Origin of the sequence: Microcoleus sp. Pol11C2 (assembly GCF_036701505.1) — a bacterium.
GTDB lineage: Bacteria > Cyanobacteriota > Cyanobacteriia > Cyanobacteriales > Microcoleaceae > Microcoleus.
On sequence record NZ_JAUBQX010000047.1, the window covers coordinates 1 to 20,320 of the forward strand.

General features: G+C 46.7%; 21 protein-coding genes. 16 read left to right on the top strand and 5 right to left on the bottom strand.

Features of this window, described 5'->3' with window-relative positions; translation table 11 throughout:
* Positions 1-164 precede the first annotated feature (164 nt).
* From QUA42_RS21725 to folP, 5 genes are all read left to right on the top strand, one after another.
* Positions 165-671 (top strand): hypothetical protein, encoded by a 507-nt coding sequence (locus tag QUA42_RS21725; protein ID WP_333139978.1) that lies wholly within the window; start codon positions 165-167, stop codon positions 669-671.
* Between the two features lie 100 nt (positions 672-771).
* The gene (locus QUA42_RS21730) at positions 772-957 is read left to right on the top strand and encodes a PCP reductase family protein (RefSeq protein WP_006633749.1); all 186 of its coding nucleotides are present in this window, start codon (positions 772-774) and stop codon (positions 955-957) included.
* A 68-nt stretch (positions 958-1,025) separates the two neighbouring features.
* Positions 1,026-1,751: a triose-phosphate isomerase gene (gene tpiA / locus QUA42_RS21735; RefSeq protein WP_445301349.1), complete on the top strand. Its 726-nt coding sequence runs from the start codon at positions 1,026-1,028 to the stop codon at positions 1,749-1,751.
* 115 nt (positions 1,752-1,866) lie between these two features.
* Positions 1,867-2,427, top strand: a complete 561-nt coding sequence (locus tag QUA42_RS21740; protein ID WP_333139982.1) for a Uma2 family endonuclease — start codon at positions 1,867-1,869, stop codon at positions 2,425-2,427.
* A 135-nt stretch (positions 2,428-2,562) separates the two neighbouring features.
* Entirely contained in the window at positions 2,563-3,432 is an 870-nt protein-coding gene (folP, locus tag QUA42_RS21745; RefSeq protein WP_333139984.1) for a dihydropteroate synthase, read from the top strand.
* Here the strand turns inward: folP and QUA42_RS21750 are convergent.
* Positions 3,423-4,262, bottom strand: a complete 840-nt coding sequence (locus tag QUA42_RS21750; RefSeq protein ID WP_333139986.1) for a stomatin-like protein — start codon at positions 4,260-4,262, stop codon at positions 3,423-3,425. The genes folP and QUA42_RS21750 overlap by 10 nt on opposite strands.
* A 191-nt stretch (positions 4,263-4,453) precedes the next feature.
* Here QUA42_RS21750 and QUA42_RS21755 point away from each other — a divergent pair, with 191 nt between their 5' ends.
* Positions 4,454-5,224: a tetratricopeptide repeat protein gene (locus QUA42_RS21755; RefSeq protein ID WP_333139988.1), complete on the top strand. Its 771-nt coding sequence runs from the start codon at positions 4,454-4,456 to the stop codon at positions 5,222-5,224.
* A 96-nt stretch (positions 5,225-5,320) separates the two neighbouring features.
* On the opposite strand, the gene aroB is transcribed toward QUA42_RS21755, so the two are convergent.
* Positions 5,321-6,415: a 3-dehydroquinate synthase gene (gene aroB, locus QUA42_RS21760; RefSeq protein WP_333139990.1), complete on the bottom strand. Its 1,095-nt coding sequence runs from the start codon at positions 6,413-6,415 to the stop codon at positions 5,321-5,323.
* A 77-nt stretch (positions 6,416-6,492) separates the two neighbouring features.
* On the opposite strand from aroB, the gene petL reads away from it, so the two are divergent.
* Positions 6,493-6,594: a cytochrome b6-f complex subunit PetL gene (gene petL, locus QUA42_RS21765; protein ID WP_190741595.1), complete on the top strand. Its 102-nt coding sequence runs from the start codon at positions 6,493-6,495 to the stop codon at positions 6,592-6,594.
* A gap of 387 nt (positions 6,595-6,981) precedes the next feature.
* On the opposite strand, the gene QUA42_RS21770 is transcribed toward petL, so the two are convergent.
* Entirely contained in the window at positions 6,982-7,107 is a 126-nt protein-coding gene (locus QUA42_RS21770) for a KTSC domain-containing protein (protein ID WP_333139992.1), read from the bottom strand.
* 201 nt (positions 7,108-7,308) lie between these two features.
* Here QUA42_RS21770 and QUA42_RS21775 point away from each other — a divergent pair, with 201 nt between their 5' ends.
* The 9 genes from QUA42_RS21775 (at position 7,309) to QUA42_RS21815 (ending at position 18,671) form a co-directional block, all read left to right on the top strand.
* Entirely contained in the window at positions 7,309-7,899 is a 591-nt protein-coding gene (locus QUA42_RS21775; protein WP_333139994.1) for a chromophore lyase CpcT/CpeT, read from the top strand.
* Positions 7,900-8,009: 110 nt separating this feature from the next.
* Entirely contained in the window at positions 8,010-9,158 is a 1,149-nt protein-coding gene (locus QUA42_RS21780; protein WP_015175194.1) for an NAD-dependent epimerase/dehydratase family protein, read from the top strand.
* A 517-nt stretch (positions 9,159-9,675) separates the two neighbouring features.
* Positions 9,676-9,840: a hypothetical protein gene (locus QUA42_RS21785; RefSeq protein WP_333139996.1), complete on the top strand. Its 165-nt coding sequence runs from the start codon at positions 9,676-9,678 to the stop codon at positions 9,838-9,840.
* A gap of 28 nt (positions 9,841-9,868) precedes the next feature.
* Positions 9,869-11,002 carry a glycosyltransferase gene (locus QUA42_RS21790; protein ID WP_333139998.1) on the top strand — a complete coding sequence of 378 codons (1,134 nt, stop codon included), beginning with the start codon at positions 9,869-9,871 and terminating at the stop codon, positions 11,000-11,002.
* Positions 11,003-11,580: 578 nt separating this feature from the next.
* On the top strand, positions 11,581-14,232 hold the full coding sequence (locus tag QUA42_RS21795; protein WP_333140000.1) for a GAF domain-containing protein: 2,652 nt from the start codon (positions 11,581-11,583) through the stop codon (positions 14,230-14,232).
* 151 nt (positions 14,233-14,383) lie between these two features.
* Positions 14,384-15,526 carry a hybrid sensor histidine kinase/response regulator gene (locus QUA42_RS21800; RefSeq protein WP_333140002.1) on the top strand — a complete coding sequence of 381 codons (1,143 nt, stop codon included), beginning with the start codon at positions 14,384-14,386 and terminating at the stop codon, positions 15,524-15,526.
* 150 nt (positions 15,527-15,676) lie between these two features.
* A complete protein-coding gene (locus QUA42_RS21805; protein ID WP_333140003.1) occupies positions 15,677-16,507 on the top strand; it encodes a GUN4 domain-containing protein in 831 nt (276 codons plus the stop codon).
* Positions 16,508-17,241: 734 nt separating this feature from the next.
* Positions 17,242-17,832, top strand: a complete 591-nt coding sequence (locus tag QUA42_RS21810; protein ID WP_333140005.1) for a YdcF family protein — start codon at positions 17,242-17,244, stop codon at positions 17,830-17,832.
* Positions 17,833-18,125: 293 nt separating this feature from the next.
* Positions 18,126-18,671, top strand: a complete 546-nt coding sequence (locus tag QUA42_RS21815; RefSeq protein ID WP_333140007.1) for a GAF domain-containing protein — start codon at positions 18,126-18,128, stop codon at positions 18,669-18,671.
* Between the two features lie 267 nt (positions 18,672-18,938).
* On the opposite strand, the gene QUA42_RS21820 is transcribed toward QUA42_RS21815, so the two are convergent.
* Together QUA42_RS21820 and QUA42_RS21825 are read right to left on the bottom strand one after the other, a co-directional pair.
* Positions 18,939-19,472: a hypothetical protein gene (locus QUA42_RS21820; protein ID WP_333140009.1), complete on the bottom strand. Its 534-nt coding sequence runs from the start codon at positions 19,470-19,472 to the stop codon at positions 18,939-18,941.
* A 154-nt stretch (positions 19,473-19,626) separates the two neighbouring features.
* Positions 19,627-20,265 (bottom strand): lysophospholipid acyltransferase family protein, encoded by a 639-nt coding sequence (locus QUA42_RS21825; protein ID WP_333140011.1) that lies wholly within the window; start codon positions 20,263-20,265, stop codon positions 19,627-19,629.
* Positions 20,266-20,320 lie beyond the last annotated feature (55 nt).

Here is a 20,320-nt window from a genome sequence, read left to right on the forward strand (position 1 = left end):
GGCTTAACTGCTTATCAAGCTATTCAACAAGCCCTCTCTATTCATGGCTCCCTTTTTTCCCCTAGTTGAGCAATTACTTTTTGGCTAAAGTCCCACTATTAAGAACAGAAGCTATACTATAATCACTGGGAAACAGTAAATTACGTTGATAGAGGTCACTTACTATGGAAGTAGCACTGTCTAAGGTGGGAAACATGAGCGATGCCACTTCCAATGCCCTTCAAAGTGCTATCGCTGGTACTGTTGAAAATTGGATGTATGCAAACCCTGTAGTATCCTGGGTGATGAGTCACCCGTGGTGGATATCTTTAGTAGTGGTGGTGCTATGTATATGGATTATCAAGAGGTTATTACAGGGTTTAGGTAACTTTTTGGAAAAAGGATTGTTATTTATTCTGCAAATTCCTTTAAAATTAATGCAAGGGGTTTTGAGTCTCGGGTTGAAATCTGTAAGTAATCTCAGGGGAGTAGTTGTAAACTCATTGGTTTCAAAGAATCCCAAAGACAAAAATAATTCAGTTTTACAATTGAGGGCAGTTGAATCAAACAGTTTGGAGTCTCAGGAACGAATTGCTAATATTTTGACAAGGTTGGAGGCAATTCGACAAGAGCAGAATCAGCTTTTACAAGAAGCGTCGGCTATTTTAAGCAACAAAATTAAGGCAGAGTGAGAAGGTGTGGCCCGATCGCAACTCGTGGTAAATTTAAGACATCCAGGCTTTCCATCAAAGCCAGATCCATGAAGGCTTGTAGTCGATCGCTCAATACCCCATGCCCGATTCCGAATTTTCCGATGATCTAAAATGGACGCCAGAAGCCAAGGCGAAGCTGAAAAATATTCCCTATTTTGTCCGGGGACAAGCTCGCGTCCGCATCGAGCAGTTGGCCCGCGAAGCCGAAACCGAAGTCGTCACCGTTGACTTAGTTGAGCAAGCTCGCATCGAGTTTGGGCAATGAAGGATCGAAAGGTACGCTAAAGCTTTAGACTATAAATTGCGTTGTAAGGACAAGGACTTAAAGAAATAGTGCGCAAAATAGTTATAGCTGGCAACTGGAAAATGTACAAAACTAGGGCAGAATCCCTAGAGTTTCTTCAAGGATTCATGTCCTGCCTGACAGAAACCCCAGAGGAACGGGAAGTCGTGCTTTGCGTTCCCTTCACTTCCTTGGCTGTCCTCTCAAAAAATTTGCACGGCAGCCGGATCAGACTCGGTGCTCAGAACGTCCACTGGCAAGAGTCGGGAGCTTTTACTGGGGAAATTTCCGGGCCAATGCTGAGTGAACTTGGTGTCCGTTATGTCATTATCGGCCACAGCGAGCGACGCCAATATTTTGGGGAAACTGACGAAACGGTGAATTTGCGGCTGAAAGCTGCTCAGAAATACGATTTAATTCCGATTCTGTGCGTTGGGGAAACCAAGCAGCAGCGAGATGCAGGCGAAACTGAAGCTCACATTTTTTCTCAATTGGAAAAAGATTTGGTTGGTGTTGACCAAAATAAGTTGGTAATTGCTTACGAGCCGATTTGGGCGATCGGCACTGGCGATACTTGCGAAACGAAGGAAGCTAACCGAGTTATTGGTTTGATTCGCAGTAAATTGACTAATCCTGACGTGCCAATTCAGTACGGCGGCTCTGTTAAACCGGAGAATATTGATGAAGTTATGGCGATGCCTGAGATTGACGGGGTTCTTGTAGGCGGGGCCAGTTTGGAAGCTGCTAGCTTCGATCGAATTGTCAATTATCAGTAATTGCTAATTGGTAATTGTTAATTGGTAATTGGAACAAGGGCGGCGGGAATTAAACAGCGATCGCCTACAATTGTGATGTGCCGTTCAGTGTTTCTCGGATCGGGAGAATTAACCTATGACTGCGATCGTTAAACCCAAACCAGCCTTAGACGAGTTCCTCAAACTTCCTGAAACTGGACCGGCCTCAGAATTTCTTGAGGGACAAATCATTCAGAAGCCCCTGCCTCAAGGTGAACACAGCGTACTTCAAGGTGAACTCTGCAAGACTATCAATCAAGTAGCGAAAACTCGGAAAATTGCCAATGCTTTTCCCGAGTTACGCTGCACTTTTGGCGGCGCATCAATCGTGCCAGATGTAGCAGTATTCCGATGGGAAAGAATTCCTTTTTTGCCGTCGGGTAGAATTGCTAACCGCTTTGACATTAATCCCGACTGGTCGATAGAAATTCTCTCTCCAAACCAAAGCCAAACAAAAGTGCTGAGTAACTTACTCCACTGTTCGCGACACGGAACTGAGTTGGGGTGGTTATTAGACCCAGAAGAAGAGAGTATTTTGGCAGTATTTCCAGGACAAAAAGTAGAACTGTATAAACGTGCAGCTCTGTTGCCAATCATTGATAAAATCGAATTAGAATTGACAGTTGACACTGTTTTTAGCTGGTTAAGTTTTGGTTGAACAGTCCTGAACGCATTAAGAATCAAAGAAACCGGGTTTTTTACAGAATCTGTGGGTTGCAACGAAATATTGTCGTGAAAAACCCGGTTTCGGGCTACCCGTGCGTTCAGTCAAATCTCAAATCCCCCGATCGCCATGACAAATAACCCAGAAAAAATTATTATTAGAAATAAAGTTTTCGAGTGGGGAAAACGCACTTATTTAATGGGCGTTTTAAATGTTACCCCTGACAGTTTTAGCGACGGCGGAGATTTCTATACCATAGAATCTGCTTTGGCGCAAGCGGAAAACATGGTAAAATCGGGAGTTGATATTATTGATATTGGCGGTCAATCTACTCGGCCTGGTGCAGCGGAAATATCTTTAGAAGAGGAGATTGATCGCGTTATACCTCTCGTACAAATACTCCGGCAAAAAGCCGAGATTTTTGGCTCAGTTCCTATTTCGGTCGATACTACCCGAGCGCAGGTTGCGAAAGCTTCGGTTGAGGCGGGAGCTGATATAATTAACGATATTTCGGGAGCTACTTTTGACTCAGAAATGCTGTCAACCGTTGCTAAGTTAAAACTGCCAATAATTTTAATGCACATTCGGGGAACTCCCCAGACGATGCAACAACTGACAGATTATCAGGATTTAATGGGGGAAATTGGGGAATTTTTCGAGAGTCGAATTGCTGCTGCAGTGGCTGCGGGGATTGACAAATCTCAAATAATTCTCGACCCTGGTATTGGCTTCGCCAAGACTTACAGTCAAAACTTAGAAATTCTGCGAGATTTGCGAAAATTCCGTGTTTTAAACTGTCCGATTTTAATCGGAGTATCGCGAAAAAGCTTCATCGGTCACATTTTGAATCAGCCAGAAGCGAAACAAAGAGTTTGGGGGACAGCGGCGGCTTGTACAGGTGCGATCGCAAATTCGGCAGATATCTTGCGCGTTCACGATGTCAGAGAAATGGGCGATGTCTCTCAGGTAGCCGACGCTATCTTCAGGAATCAGTCTTGAGAAGTGTTAGTCTCGATAACTGTTATTTGGCTGCCCTCAGAAGGAGGCGTCACATCGGGCATAGAACCCATCAGCTCGCCCAGAGCTTCGCTCATGCTCCTCGGGTCCATAAACAGAATTTTGGCGTTGTCGCTTTCGCCCAATTTTTGTTGAGCGTCTAAGTATTTTTCGGTTACTAAGTAATTCAAAACTTGCTTGCTATTCGGATGAGAGTCTAAAGCTTCAACTAAGAGCCTCATATACTCCTTAGTGCCGATCGCCTTATTGACCATTGCTTGCCACTCGCTCTTGGTGGCGCGCTCCAATTCCATAGCTTCTTGCACCCTTTTCGGAGGTGTTATGCTTTGAATTTCCACCCGAATTACTTTGACACCCCAAGTTTCGGTAGCTTCGTCCAACTTTTTGAGTAACTTTTTATTCATGTCATCTCGGGAACCCAAGATGTCTTGCATTGGCAATCGACCAATTTCAGCGCGAAACGTCGTTAAAACTAAGTTGGCTATCGCATTTTCAATTTGATCTATTCCATAATAAGCTTTCTGTAAATTCACAACCCGCCAATACACAACGGCATCGACTTCGAGAGCCACATTATCTCCCGTGATCGCTGACTGAGGTTTAATGTCTAAAACTCTTTCACGGCTTGTGTCCACGCAGACGACTTTTTCGACCAGGGGGCTGATAAAGTGGAATCCTGGCTTGAGGGTGCGCTTGTATTGACCCAAACGTTCCACTAAAGCTTCGTCGCCACCGCTGACTATTTTGACGCTTGAGTTAACAGCGTAGCCGAGGATGAGCGCAAAGAGCATGGTAAGAATAGACTGCCCCATTTCTATTTTCCTGCTAAGGTTGACTGAGAATCGATCGGAATTCTACTCTAATTTAACTCAAACTCGGCCACACAGTGCTAAAATATCTCGACTGTTAATAACTAACTATTTCATCGGGTGGGCCCCATCGGCTCCGACTCTTACGGCGCTAGTGAAACCCAGCATATCAACAACACGTTTCCACAAAAGACATGAAAAACGATCGAGAGTTTCGCTGGTTCAAACCTTTGAGGTGGATTGCCCCAAGCATTTTGGTGGGTGCAGGAATCTGCAGTGTCGCAGCGGCGCAATCGGTACAAGCTGAGCCAATCGCCCTGCAACTCTCGCAAAACTTGCAGTCGCAGAACTTGCAGCCACCGCGCCGAGGCCCTGCGGTTCGAGAAGTTCTGTCCTACGAGATGAAGGGAGACGAACTCAGGATTTGCAAGCAGCAAGGCAACTCCGAGAAAAAGTGCCAAGTTGTAGGTAAAGGCTACACGATGGGTTTGAGAACTGCCAACGACCTTTACGGTCAAGGAAATGCTGTCAATGCCGAAGCTTTGTACCGGCAACTAATCGCTCGCTATCCCAAAGAAGCGGATGCTTATTACAAGTTGGGAAGTATGCTGTCGGGGCAAGGTAAAATGAGCGATGCGATCGTTCTATTCCAAAAAGCAATTGAAGTCAACCCGCAGCACGCCAAAGCTCACAACGATTTAGGCGTGGCGATGGCAAGTCAGGGGCAGTTACCCGAGGCAATTGTTCAGTGGAGACAAGCCGTTAAAATTAACGATCGATATCCCGATGCTTTAAACAATTTAGGAGTCGGTTTGTACCAGCAAGGAGACAAGGAAAACCAAGCGGAGGCCGTAGCCAGCCTGACAAAAGCTAAGGAGTTATTTATCAAGCAAGGTAGAACTCAAGCTGCTAACAGAGTAGATAAAATTTTGGAGGAAATTAATTCGCAGTCGAGCGGTTCCTAACTTCAACCGCCGATCCCCCATTGAAAGAAAAAACATCTTTGGCGATCGGCGTTAATGGGCGTTCAGCGACGGTTAAACACCCCCAAAAACGAGAATCTAAAGCATTTCCTTCAAAACTTGTATAATTAAATCCCCATCCACCCGATCGCTCACAGCAGCCTCACCCAAGCGCACCGGCAGCACAAACCGCACCTTGCCATCCTGTACCTTCTTATCGAGTTGCAAAGTATGCAAAATTTCCTCAACATCGACACCCGCCGGCAATTTGGCAGGTAAACCCGCTTTTTCAATCAAAGCAGACTGGCGGCGATCGCACTCAGCATCCCACATTCCCAACTCCACAGCCAACCGGCTTGACGCAGCCATGCCGATTGCCACTCCTTCCCCGTGATTTATCACCTTGTAATTGGTCAAACTTTCCACAGCATGACCAATGGTGTGCCCGTAATTCAAAATCGCCCGCAAACCCGATTCCTTCTCGTCTTTGCTAACCACCTCAGCCTTAGCTTGGCAAGACCTACTCAAAATTTCAGCCAACAAATCCGCCTTTACATAGCGCATTTGATCCAAACGCTTGCAATTCTCCAACTTCCCGAAAAGTTCAGCATCCCAAATCACCCCGTACTTGATGACTTCCGCCATCGCCGAACGAAACTCCCTCGCCGGCAGAGTTTTGAGTACATCCGGGTCAATTAACACCAAACGCGGCTGGTGAAAAGCCCCGATTAAATTCTTTCCTAAAGGATGATTTACCCCCGTTTTGCCACCAATAGAAGCATCAACCATCGCCAGCAGCGAAGTCGGAACCTGCACGACATTAATTCCCCGCAGCCAAGTCGCCGCAGCAAAACCCGTCATATCGCCCACAACCCCGCCGCCCAAAGCCACCATTGTCGAGGAACGTTCTAAACGGTTTGCCAAAGCCGCCCCGTAAATTTTCTGCACCGAATTTAAAGTTTTGTACTGTTCTCCCGGTGGTAAAATGCAGCTACTGACTTCCAGACCGGCCGATTCGAGGGCTGCTGTTGCTCTTTCGCCGTACTGCCGAAAAATCGACTGATTCGACACCAGCAGAACTTTTTTGCCCAAACTTAGATCGCCCATCATACTGCCGAGTTCGTCTAAACCGCCCGATCGCACGCAAACATTGTAAGATTGTGGCCCCAAGTCAACTTTAATTATGGATTGCATATTTATCTAATTTAGATATTAGATTTTAGATTATAGTTCTTATATGTCTTTTTATTGATTGTTTTGGAGAAATTGCAATGACTCTTAGCGGAGCAATAACTTATTTCGGGCTTTTCGGCGGAATGGTCGGCTTGGCGACAGTGCTGATGTTTGGTCTGCGGGCTGTCAAACTCATCTAATTTGCTAATTTAGATGTCTCAACCAGAGGATTTAATCTCTGGAAAAAGTATCAGTTGGACAAAGTATTTGCGCCCCAAATCTCTAGGTTTATCTGTAGATTGACGGCGCAAATGCTTGGAGTAATCTAACTTTAGGCGGCTAGAATTGATTAATTTGATATTTTATCGAAAGTAATTTGGTTAATGCTTCAATCTAAAATCTAAACTCTAACTAAAATCTAAAATCGCTCGATTCCCCACTTATCTAAAGATGAAAATCAGAAGTATCCCAAGCGGAGATTAAGGCCGTACTTATCGTCGCCGTTTCTTTACTTGTTCAGAGGGGAAACAATCAATAATGTCAGATAGCTTATAACTACCTTTGGAATCAGATTCCATCAGTTCCAACTAGACAGTCTTGGGAACTAAGTATCGATAGGTTTTGCCACTATTAAAAACAACTTCGAGGGTGTAGCTTTCCTCGTCATAACCAGCAGATTGGAGCCTGCTAGATTCAACAGGTTCTAGTTTCATGGTAATTCTGCGATGCTTTTCTGTAACTATTTATAGCCGATCGCCCTGCAATTTAAGTTTGCCCGAATAAAAAAACAGAATACCCAGATCCTCGACTTCGCAGAAGTCCGGGATGTAGCGCGCGATCGCGCATTAGATACCCTAAAATAACTTTTACCAGACCCTCAATCTAAAATCTAAAATCCCAAATCTAAAATCGAAATGACTCATTCCACAGATATCGTCACCCTCGCCCGCTGGATGGCAGCCGATTTCAGCAACCAAGCCCAAGCCTTTGAAAACCCGCCATTCTTCGCCCACATCCGCGTTTGCATGAGGCCTTTGCCGATCGAAGTTCTGGATGGGCTCAGCTTGTATCTAGAACAAGCCTACGATATTGAACTGAATGTACCGTACCGAGTCCGAGTTTTGAAATTAGTCCCGGTGGGCGATCGCATCGACATCGAAAATTATGCCATAGAAAACGAAGAACAATTCTACGGCGCTTCCCGCGACCCGCAACGGCTGCAAGAAATCAAAAAAGCACAACTGACACTCCTTCCCGGCTGCACCTTTATTACGCAGTGGACGGGCAACAGCTTCAAAGGGTCTGTCGAACCCGGAAAAGGCTGCATGGTGGTCAGAAAGGGCAAAAAAACCTATCTAGACAGTGAATTCGAGATTGACCAAGACAAATTTATTAGCCACGATCGGGGACGTGACCCAGAAACCGACGCCCACGTCTGGGGAGCCCAGGCCGGCCCCTTTGAATTCACCCGCCGGGCAAGTTTCGCCGACGAAATTCAGGTTTAATCTAAAAAAACAGACTCCTTCCTAGGCGAACAGGCTTTATTAAAGGTTCAGAATGCACCAATACCTGGTACATTAACCCAGTATTGGCAAGCAAGATTCACCGTTGATTTATGAAAGTCCTGGTTATTGGTGGCGATGGCTATTGCGGTTGGGCAACCGCACTCTACCTTTCTAACAAAGGTTACGAAGTTGGCATCCTCGACAGCTTCGTGCGGCGGCACTGGGATCTGGAACTGTGCAGCGACACCCTCACTCCCATCGCACCGATTCAGCAACGACTCCAGCGATGGCAAGATTTAACGGGCAAGTCGATCGACTTGTTCGTCGGTGACATCACCAACTACGATTTTCTCAGCAAAAGCATGAGAAAATTTGCACCAGAGGCGATCGTCCATTTCGGCGAACAGCGTTCGGCACCTTTCTCGATGATCGATCGCGAACACGCAGTCCTCACTCAAGTCAATAACGTCGTCGGGACACTCAACCTGCTGTACGCCATCCGCGAAGACTTCCCCGACTGTCACCTAGTGAAATTGGGGACAATGGGCGAATACGGCACGCCGAATATTGACATTGAAGAAGGCTACATTACGATCGAACACAACGGGCGCAAGGATACACTACCCTATCCCAAACAACCAGGCAGCTTCTACCACCTGTCAAAAGTCCACGACTCCCACAACATCCATTTTGCTTGTAAAATCTGGGGTTTAAGAGCCACCGACTTAAATCAGGGCGTAGTCTACGGCGTGCTCACAGATGAAACCGGCATGGACGAACTGTTGATCAACCGTTTGGACTACGACGGAGTATTCGGTACAGCGTTGAACAGATTTTGCATCCAAGCTGCGATCGGTCATCCTTTGACGGTTTACGGCACTGGCGGACAAACCCGCAGCTTCTTAGACATTCGGGATACCGTGCGGTGCGTGGAATTGGCGATCGCCAACCCCGCCGAAGCCGGACAATTCCGCGTCTTCAACCAATTCACCGAACAATTCAGCGTCGGCGACTTAGCCTCCTTGGTGCAAAAAGCAGGCATGGCAATGGGATTAAAAGTAGAAATCAACAACATCGAAAATCCCAGAGTCGAGAAAGAAGAACATTATTTCAATGCCAAAAACACCAATTTGCTAGACCTCGGTTTGCAACCGCACTATCTCTCAGATTCCCTGCTCGATTCTTTGCTGAATTTTGCTACAAAATATCAGCACCGTGTCGATAAAAACCAGATTTTGCCGAAGGTTTCTTGGAAGTAAGTTCTGGTATCTACCTGCGGGGTAAGAGATTTTTTAACGAACCGCGAAGGCGCGTTAGCGAAGCGGCGCGTAAGCGCTAGGGCGCGAAGTAAGAGAAAAGAAGGGAAGAGAAGAGAAATGTTTGCAAGTTCAGAAGGGATTTCGTTGTAGATTAATTTTTTCATATCTATCTTTTTGATCTTTTGTTTTGTGTCCTATGCGTCCTCTGCGCTTAATTGCAAAATGGCATAAGGTTTTTTGTGCCGGCTTTTGGGGAATAAAGCCGCACAAAGTCAAATTCTCGTTCTGTTGCTTTTGGTGGTTCTGCCGGGATTGTCAGCGAGGGCAGTTTGTGCTTATTATTTAATAGCGGAATGAGCTGCTGTAACGCCAAGTGATCTAAATTAGTGGCGAGTTAGCGAAGGCTTATCTGCCACTTAAAAAGCAAGATAAATTGCTGGAACAGCAGAGGAAATTCACAGAATTAATTGCTTGACCGAAAGTGTGGGAAGGCTTTTAGGTGGGATAATTGTATCAATTGGCATTCAGGGAATTGGCATTTTATCCCAAAAACCTCTCGCTCGAAATTAGCCGTCGTGCAACAGAAAGAAGAAGTGTAGAAAAGCAGCCGATCGCACGCCATGACTTAGCTCCCCGCGACACAGTGTATCCTGTTACCGATGACCTTGACCCCTGGCTATGATTATCGGCTCCCTAAGTAACTTATTTTTATGAAAATTGCTCTTTTCACTGAAACATTTCTGCCGAAAATAGACGGCATTGTGACGCGCCTGATTCACACTGTAGATCACTTGCAGCGCGCGGGCGAACAAGTTCTGATATTTTCTCCAGATTACGGGATTAAAGAGTACAAAGGCGCCCGAGTTTACGGTGTGGAGGGTTTGCCTTTGCCGATGTACCCGGAATTAAAAATGGCACTTCCTTCTCCGGCGGTCGGTCGGCAATTAGAGCAGTTTAAACCGGATATTATTCACGTTGTCAATCCCGCTATTTTGGGATTGGGCGGTATATATTACGGGAAAAAGTTCAACATTCCGATTTTGGCTTCTTATCACACGCATTTGCCCAAATACTTGCACCACTACGGTTTCGGAGTCCTCGAACCTTTATTGTGGGAACTACTCAAAGGAGCGCACAACCAAGCAGAATTGAATCTGTGTACTTCTACAGCAATGGTGGAAGAACTCAGAAACCACGGCATCGATCGGGTAGATTTGTGGCAGCGGGGCGTAGATACTGAAATGTTTGTCCCGGAATTGGCAAGTCGAGAAATGCGATCGCGCCTTTCTCAAAATAACCCAGACAGTCCCCTGCTGCTGTACGTCGGCCGCCTCGGTGCAGAAAAAGAAATCGAACGCATCAAACCAGTCCTCGCAGCGATTCCCGATTCCCGCCTCGCCTTAGTGGGAGACGGCCCGCATCGGCAAACCCTTGAACAATATTTTGCCGGTACACCCACCAATTTTGTTGGCTACCTCAAGGGGCAAGAACTCGCAACAGCTTACGCATCGGCCGACGCCTTCATTTTTCCATCCCGCACCGAAACCCTGGGCTTAGTGCTCCTAGAAGCAATGGCTGCGGGGACGCCTGTAGTGGCGGCGCGCAGCGGCGGAATTCCCGATATCGTCACCGACGGTGTTAACGGATATTTATTTGACCCCGCCGACGAAGAAGGATCTCTGGCTGCCACCAAGCGTCTGTTTGCCAATCCCGAAGAACGGGAAACCCTGCGCCAAAACGCTCGCCGAGAAGCCGAACGCTGGGGTTGGGCCGCCGCCACCGCACAACTGCAGCGCTACTATCAATCGGTGGTATTTGCCGAGTCTGTGCCCAGAGCGGCCTAAATTTCAGGATCTGTGCACCTTTAAACATCACCGCCAGCTTAGCTTCGCTGTTTGATCGTCATTTGGTAGCGAGGAGGGATGTCCTCAAAGATCGATCCAACTTTTTTGCTGCATAAATTACCGTCGCTATCCTGCTGTTGCGTTTACCATTAAACTATGAGTAAGCTCTGTAGGAATGCCTTGCGCGCTGCTTTCATAGCGCCCTTTACCTGACCGGATACGGTCGCCGAGTGCGCTAAAACAGTCACACCGCGCGCTGGCAGAGCACAGAGCGTCAAATCCACACTGCACTCTCGATCGAACTAAAGCCTGTCACCTAATTTTCAGGCTAGCAGTTTTGCGAACTCAAGTTCAGCTTGAATGGACGAACCCTCATCAGTATCATCGAGGTTGTAAAAAAGATCGAGCATACATAACAAGCAAACTGAAGTTGCGTGCGCCACTTTTGAACTCAGGATTCATTAAAACGGCAAGCGAGTGCCGACGCGCTTGCAAACAAATTCAAGAGTGTGCACTGCCGCCGAATCTAGCGCGGCTCAACCAGCAGTCAGTTTACCCTTCTGAGCAAGCAGTTAATCATGACCTTCTCCAATACTGGTAGCGTTCTGGCTACACTGACTCAAGTCAATTTTATGGGGGCATTGACCTCCCGTGTTAAGAGCCTGCCAGTTCCTGAATTAGTGTGCCTGCTGGACTTTATCACGGCTGAATTTCAGCAGTTTATCCGGGCGATGGACCTGATTAACAATGAAGCACTCGAAAGTCTCTTAGAGCAACTTTTAGATGCCTTCACTGTCAAAATTGGTCAAATTTTGCAAGCAGACCGGACAACAATTTTTTTGGTTGACTCCAACAAAAATCAACTGTGGCACAAAACAGTCGATCCACTTACGGGCGAGGATGTAGAAGTGCGCTTGCCTATGGATGCAGGCATTTTAGGCTACGTAGCAACAACCGGAAAATCGATCAATGTCGCCGAAGCTCGATCGCACGAGTATTTTAATACCGAAGTAGACGAGCCACCGGGCTACCAGATCGAGACCATCCTCTGTATGCCGATTTTTAGCAGCAAGAGCCAACACGAACCCGTAGCGGTGGTCAGACTGTTAAATAAAGCTGGCGATGCCCCCTTTAACGAGGAGGACGAACAGCAGTTCCAGGCTTTTGCAGATTCGATCGGGATTATTCTCGAAAGCTGTCAGTCTTTCTACGTCGTGGCCCGCAACCAGCGAGGGGTTGCCGCACTTTTGAGAGCCACCACGACTTTGGGTCAAAGTCTTGACTTGGAAACAACTTTGCGTTCTGTCATGGATCAAGCTCGCGACTTGATGCAAGCCGATCGCAGCACGCTATTTTTGTTAAATCGGGAAACCAACGAACTTTGGACAAAAGTCGCCAAGGCCGACGGCAAAACGATGGTAGATCTCCGCATTCCTGCTAATAAGGGAATTGCTGGCTACGTGGCTTCGACCGGTCAACCTCTAAACATTACAGATGCTTACGACGATCCCCGCTTTGACCCCTCTACAGACCAGCAAACGGGATACCGCACTCGGACTGTCTTGTGTATGCCGGTGCATAACGCTAAAGGTGAGCTGATCGGGGTAACTCAGCTTATTAATAAGAACCAAGGTACTTTCACCCCTTCTGACGAAGAGTTTTTGCGAGCGTTTAATTCCCAAGCGGGAATGGCGTTGCAAAATTCTCAACTGTTTCAGAACGTGATGGTGGAAAAGCAGTATCAGAAAGATATGCTGCAAAGTCTTTCTGATGCAGTGATTTCCACGGATTTGAAGGGGCGAGTTGTGACGATTAACGAAGCAGCCCTAGAATTGTTGGGCTGTCCGGTAAATCAAGCTAAAAGCAAACCAAATCCCCAGATTTGGGAAGATAAACTTGTGAATCGCTATGTTTGGGAAGTTGTGCCGATCGACAATTTGCAATTTCGACTAGAAGACAGTCTCAGAAATGCTGCCAGACATTACGTTCCCGAACAAAGTTTAACTGTGGGACTGTTGGTAGAAAAAACGTTAAATTCCCAACAAAAAGAAGAAGAAGAAAGTTATATTTTGGCCGTGCCCGATCGCGCCGATCCTAATTTCTATTACGCTTGGGGCGAAAACCGCGCGTGGACAGAGGAAGTAGCGCTGGCAGAATTAGCTAATGCTCAATCTCTCTTTGCGCTGCGAAATTCTGCCCTCTATCACCCTTATTGTCCGCTGCCCATTCCCGCCTCTAGAATTAAACTAATTGAACGCAGTTTGAATTTGACTGTCAACCCGCTGATCAATCCAGAAGGCGGCGTGCGCGGCGGTTTAGTGGTACTCGAAGACATCAGCCGCGAAAAGCGGATGAAAAATACGATGTACCGCTACCTGACTCCTGGAGTCGTCGATAAAGTGATGGCTTTAGGTGAAGGCGCCATGATGGTGGGCGAACGCAAAGAAGTGACTATTTTATTTTCCGACATTCGCGGCTACACCACGCTGACGGAAAATCTGGGAGCGTCCCAGGTGGTATCCCTGCTAAACGAATATTTTGAGACGATGGTGGAAGCCGTTTTCCACTACGAAGGCACTTTAGACAAGTTTATCGGCGATGCTTTAATGGCGGTGTTCGGCGCGCCCCTGCCGCTGAATCCCCCGGAAATTCACGGTTGGATGGCGGTTCAGTCGGCTTTAGATATGCGCCGGCGTTTGAAAGAGTTTAATGATTCTCGCCCCGGCGAAGTTCCGTTTCGCTTCGGAATTGGGATTAGTTCCGGAGAGGTGGTTTCGGGAAATATTGGTTCCCAGAAGCGGATGGATTACACGGTAATCGGGGATGCGGTGAATTTGAGTTCGCGATTGGAACAGCTTACGAAGGAGTACGGTTGCGATATAATTTTGAGCGAATTTACATACAGTTTGTGCCGCGAAGGGATTTGGGTGCGAGAGTTAGACAAGGTGCGGGTTAAGGGCCAAAATCAGCCAGTGGGTATTTACGAGTTGCTGCAAAATAGTTCTGAACCAATTGATGGGGAAACCCTTCGGTTTTTAGAACTTTACAGTAACGGTAGGGATGCTTATATTGCTAGAAACTTTCAGAAAGCTATTAGTTATTTTGAAGCGGCTTTAGCAATGCGACCCAGCGATCGACCTGTGGAAGTTCACCTCGACCGATCCCTGAGCTATTTGGTAGTACCCCCGCCCGAGGATTGGGACGGCGTGCATACGATGACAACCAAGTAGTAAAGTATATTACATCCGAGTGCTCAAAAGTAAAAAGATTTGATAAAGTCGTGAGATCTTCCTTATGACAGAGTTAAGAACTGTAAAAATGTGAAAACATAAATCGGATGCCATATTAAAGTTTAGTATTTATTTCCCGGTTAGCAATTAAATGAGTTATTTATCTGTTCCGAATGCCACAAAAGCCGATCGGATTCTGGTGGTAGACGACGCACCAGATAATGTTTTGTTGGTTCAGACAATCCTAGAAGAAGAAGGTTACGAAATTAGTACGGCCGAAAACGGCTTTTCTGCCTTGAGTCAAATTGACAAGTCAGCCCCGGATTTGGTACTGCTAGACGTGATGATGCCGGGAATGGACGGTTACGAAGTTACTAAACGAATCCGACAAAATAAGGAATTGCCTTTTATCCCGATTTTGCTGATCACGGCTCACGACAGTGCGAGCGTAGTGCAGGGATTGGACATGGGAGCAGATGATTTTATCCGCAAACCAGTCGAAATGGATGAACTGCTGGCGAGGGTACGATCGCTCCTGCGGCTTAAACACAGCGTAGACGAGCGCAATTCGATCGCCCTCCAGCGCGAAGATTTTGTCTCCCGACTCGCTCACGACTTGCGGACGCCCCTCGTAGCAGCCGATCGAATGCTAACTTTAATGCAGCAGGGAGCTTTGGGAGAAATTTCCCTTCCCATGCGTGACGCTTTCGGGACGATGGTTCGCAGCAACAAAAACCTGATCGCGCTCGTAAATATGCTGCTGGAGGTCTACCGCTACGAAGCAGGCGCCAAATCCCTAAGTTTCGCTGCAGTGGACTTGCGCCAGCTTATTACTGAGGTAGCTGAAGAACTAGCTCCCCTAGCGGATGCTAAAGGTTTGTCGGTAAATTTAGACTTGACAGAAAGTGCAGAAAGTGCACCGATTGCGAAGTATCCCGGCGATCGTCTGGAACTCCACCGCTTGCTGACAAATCTCATCGGAAATGCGATTAAATTCACCGACAACGGCTCAATAGATGTCAGCTTAAAAGCTGCCAATTCACCTGCTTATACGAGCTTCAAAAACCAACCGCTGGCATGGGTGATAATAGAAATAAAAGACACTGGTGCCGGTATTTCTCCCACCGAAAAAGCAAAGTTATTTGAAAGGTTTGGTTCGGGAACTCACAAGAGATCCGCTACAGGTTTGGGACTACACCTCTGTCGGCAAATTGTCGAAGCTCACCGCGGGACGATCGAGGTAAAATCAGATTTGGGCAAAGGCAGTTTGTTTACTATTCGCTTGCCTTGTTAGAGCGGTATAAATAACTCTAACTTTCGGGTGCTAAATGCCCACATAAGTACAGAAAAACTCTCATGGTAGGGTGCAAAGTGCGTACCTAATAGAATTAGGGTTAATTTACGCGATGTCATATAATTACTTGGCAACCGAATTTATGGCAATATGTCTAACTGTCCAGTGTGCGGTGCTGAATACATAGAAGAAAAAGCAGAGTTTTGCTCGATTTGCGGCTGGGATTTGACTCCCTACCCGCAACGTGCTAAGCCTTCCAAAACTTATTTAAAAAAAGAACAAGTTAGATTGCAGTGGGCCAAACAAATGTGGGAATTGGCTCGCAACCAACAAAATTGGTCAGCTAAATTTGATCAGTTGCAGAGCGAATTTCAGGAAGGTGCGATCGCCCGCACATACATTCAATCTCAGTTAGAATGGGTTCTGTACCGCCTCGAACAACTAAACCCCGAATTGATTGTCAGCACTCTACTGCGACTGGAAGACAAAATCGGCGCAATACCTGACTCAACTCCGGCTATTTCCGAAGTGGGGATGGACTACCGCCAACTGACAAAGCTATTAGAAACCGGAAAATGGCGCAAAGCTGATGAACACACTTGGGAAATCTTGCTGAAAATCGCTGTCAGGGAAGACGAAGGCTGGCTGAGTGCAGCCGATATTAACAGTTTTCCTCCTACAGACCTTCGCACGATCGACCAACTTTGGCAACAATACAGCAGCGGGCGGTTCGGGTTGAGCGTGCAGCAGCAGATTTGGGAAAGTACCGAGGCAAATTATACTGAATTTTGCGATCGAGTCGGCTGGCGAGTCAAGGAAAATTGGAAATATTACAGCGAACTCTCATTCAACGAAGATGCTCCCCCCGGACATCTCCCCGTCACCGCATGGAGGCAGCGCGCCTGTTACGGTGCTGGTAAACTCACCGCAGCAGAAAACTTTGCCCGCATCGCTGCGAAACTCGCAACTGGCGATCGGTAATCATCCTGAATAAACAAATCAAAATCGACATTAACTGCTATAATCAAAACGGTTTAGCAACTGGGGCTGTGGCTCAGATGGATAGAGCAAGCGCCTCCTGAAGAATCGGGCACCCTGCGAGGAAACTCTGGGAGTGAATGTGGTCAAATTTGGTGAAACCTAAAGAGTTCATGGGTTCCTATGACTCTAAGGCAATACCAAGCCAAGCCTGAGTTCATGGCGATTAAAGGATTGCCTATATTGAAATCAGGAAGGTTTAGAGACTAGACGGTCACCACCTAAAGGCTGCAAGCCTATGGTGAAGGTATAGTCCAGAGAGTGGGGAAACTCACACAAATCTGAAGCGCTAGGTCGCCGGTTCGAACCCGGCCAGTCCCGTTAAAAATCAAGAAAAAGTAACAGCAGGAGGGGTAAGCCTAAGTTTTGCCCCTCTTTTTTGCATATCCGCTAACTAATGCGCCCACAGACGAATACTTGCTTGAAGATGAGGACTTACGCAGAACCTCTATAGAATCCATCTGAAATCTAAAATCTCAAATCTAAAATCACCTGTTTAAGCCCCACCACAAGCGTAGAGTCAATCTAAAATCTAAAATCTAAAATCTAAAATCTAAAATCTATGATCCCCCGACCCTTTTTTAAATTTTAATTTTTAATTCCTGTTAGTGGGCTATACGTGCGGTATTTTTTGTTATGGTTCCTTTGTGAGTTACATAAAATTTTTATAGGTTTAGATGTGGTTAAGAATCAACTCAAACACTCAGCGTTACAAGCGTTTGAACACTTCACGCAGTTTTTGGTTCCTAGTAGGGCTTTTGACGGCGTGCTGGTTTGGCTATCAGCAGGTTAAGAGCGAATTTCAGAGACCCCAAGCTTTGTTAGTTCTAGGTGGGGCTACGGAGCGAGAGGTGTTTGCCGCCAAATTTGCTCGGGCTCATCCTGAATTGCCGATTTGGGTGTCGTCTGGGAGCAATCCGGAGTTCGCGGAATGGGTATTTTCAGAAGCGGGAATTGAGTCCGATCGCCTGCACTTAGACTACAGAGCGGTGGACACGGTAACAAATTTTACCACCCTGGTAGATGAATTGAAAGCTCAAGGGATTGAGAGCGTGTATCTGATCACTTCTGACGATCATATGCGGCGAGCTCAGATTATCGGCGAAATCGTACTCGGAAGTCGAGGCATTACCTTTAAGCCTGTGGCAGTTCCGTCTGGGCGAACCCCCGAACCGGTGCAAAAAGCTGTTCGCGACGGCGCTAGGGCTATTCTTTGGCTGACAACCGGTTATACGGGTGCTGACTTCAGCCAAGCCCGAATTGAATAAACCCAGGAAAGCATTGAGCAAGTGTTAATTTTTTGCCATTGGCTCAGGTTTTAAAACTTGTTTTCTATAACTATTTAAGGAACCGGGAAGATGCTGATGATAAATGCTTCAGTTGACAGTTGACAGTTGACCGCTTTATAGCGATCTCTAACTGGAAGGAAGAGGATTGGAGTAATGAATAGTCTTCTTTTAATTTCCCCCGCTTATGCTTGGGGCTTTAAACCAATTCTTTCTGGTAACAGAAGAGAACGAGTAGTTTAAAATTAGTAGATGAACTTCAAAAGCTAAAGTTAATGACCGACCAAATTCTGCCGCAAGTTCTGGATAAAATTTTGAGTAACACCAAAACGCCGGATGCTGTTTTTTCGGCTTTGGTGCCGGCTTTAGGCGAGGTATTAAATTGCGATCGCGTCTTTCTCTACCTCCGCAATCCTGAAACGCAAATGGGCAGAGTACCTTACTGCTGGCGTCACAACTCGAACATTCCAGAGGTTTGGGACGCAGAATGGAAAAAAGAACCAGAATCTTTAGGGGAAGAAGACCCTTTGTTTGCAGCAGCTTTACGAACTGAACCTTCGATTTTTGTTGAGGATGTTGAAACAGCAAATCCTGAAGTTGTCAACAAAAATTTTGAGGCAAAAGAGTTCGGACATCGAGCTTTGATTCACGCTCACCTTTGTGCTAACGGCTTATTGTGGGGGGTTTTGCAACCTTGTATGTTCGATCGCCCCAGAGTGTGGACTGAGTTTGATCGTCAAGTTATCGCAGCAGTTACAGAAAAAATTTCGCCTTTAGCTGTCGCTTATGTCACCGCCTCAGCATCAAAAGATGAGCGATAAAAATCAATAATTTACCTGTAGGGAGCGCGTGGGCAATGAATGAATGTCCACTTCAGACTAAAACCGCGTCTAGAGCGCGGTTTTAGCCGAATCTCAATCCCCTTCCCGGCAAACGAAAGATTGTTTCCGGTCCCCCCCTTTTTTAGTGAGGGGGGATCGATGTGCTAATTTTCACACCAAAGTCGGGTACTAAATTTGAGCTGATTGTTATCACCAATGGTGAGGTGTGCATTGCCCTACAGATAGAGTTTGGTGCACAATTCCTATTTAAAAAACGCCCCAATTTTGAATGCCCCGACTGCTGAAAACCCCTTGAGCCCGACTAATATCATCCTCAGTGCCATCTACTACCACCAAATAATCTCCCGCCCGCAGGCGATCCGTGTAAGTTCTAGCTGTTTCTTCGGGAATTCCCAAGTCAGTCAAGGCCTTCACCACTCCACCGAAAGCCACAGCCGCGACGCCAGTGCTTGCTACGCTAGCCACCAGTGAGGCGCCCAAAGTACCGGCTGCAATTATCGGCCCGATTCCGGGAATAGCTAAACTTCCGAGACCCACTAGCACGGTGGCTAAAGCACTATTTGTCAGAGTGTCTGCTACCACTCCTGCTCCTGTGTCTAGATTTTTATCGCCCACCTGAGCGATCGTTTCAGTCTCGCCTACAGACTCGCCTGCATCCCTAGCAACAACCGAAACTTTATCCATTGGAAACCCGGAAGATTTCAATTCTGTCAGAGCTTGCTCCGCATCTTCGCGGTTAGAAAACAATCCCAACGCGCGGCTTTGATTGCTTGTTACCATATCTTTCTTCTTATCTCCTGTCCAATTAAACTCAAATTCAAGCCTAATTATTGCGCTTGTTTTCAATCACTTATATTGATATTTTTCGATGTTTATCTTCAGCATTCATCTATCTGTAGATATAACCTGAAAAACAGCAACAAAAGTTATAAAATCAGCGACCCAAATCGTGCATGGCATTAATCTCGATCGCACATCTTTGAGTCAGCGCTTGCAACTCCTCGCGATCCGAGGAACCGGGCGCTTCAATTAGCTTGCCAATTCGCACCGTCAGCGGCACCGGACGCGGCACTGCCGAACCTTTCGACGAAATCGCGTGAGTTCCCCACAAACTAACAGGTAACAGCGGCGCTTTAGCCTTAGCAGCTATCAGCGCAGCACCTAATTTCGGTTCAGTAATTCTGCCGTCTGGGGTGCGAGTTCCCTGCAAAAACACACCCGTCGCCCAGCCATTTTCCAAAGAATTGATCGCCGAGCGAATAGCACTGCGATCGGCACTTTCCCGCTTCACTGGATAAGCACCGTAAAGCGTAATTGCCTGCTTCAAAATAGGAACTTTAAATAACTCTTCCTTTGCCATAAATGCGACAGGCCGCCTCATGCAATTCGACAAAATCGGCGGGTCAAAATCGCTGGCGTGATTGCTGACTACTACCACAGGCCCATCTGTCGGAACATTTTCTGCACCGTAGATGCGGCCTCGAAAGTAAAGGTGCAGCATCGGGCTGACAATTGACCATTTGAATAAATAGTAGAGAAGTAAACTTTCGACTGGTTCGCGACTTTTGCTCACAGAAAAACCTTAAGTTTTAAATTACATCGAATATTAGCCTATCAGTTCAGCAATG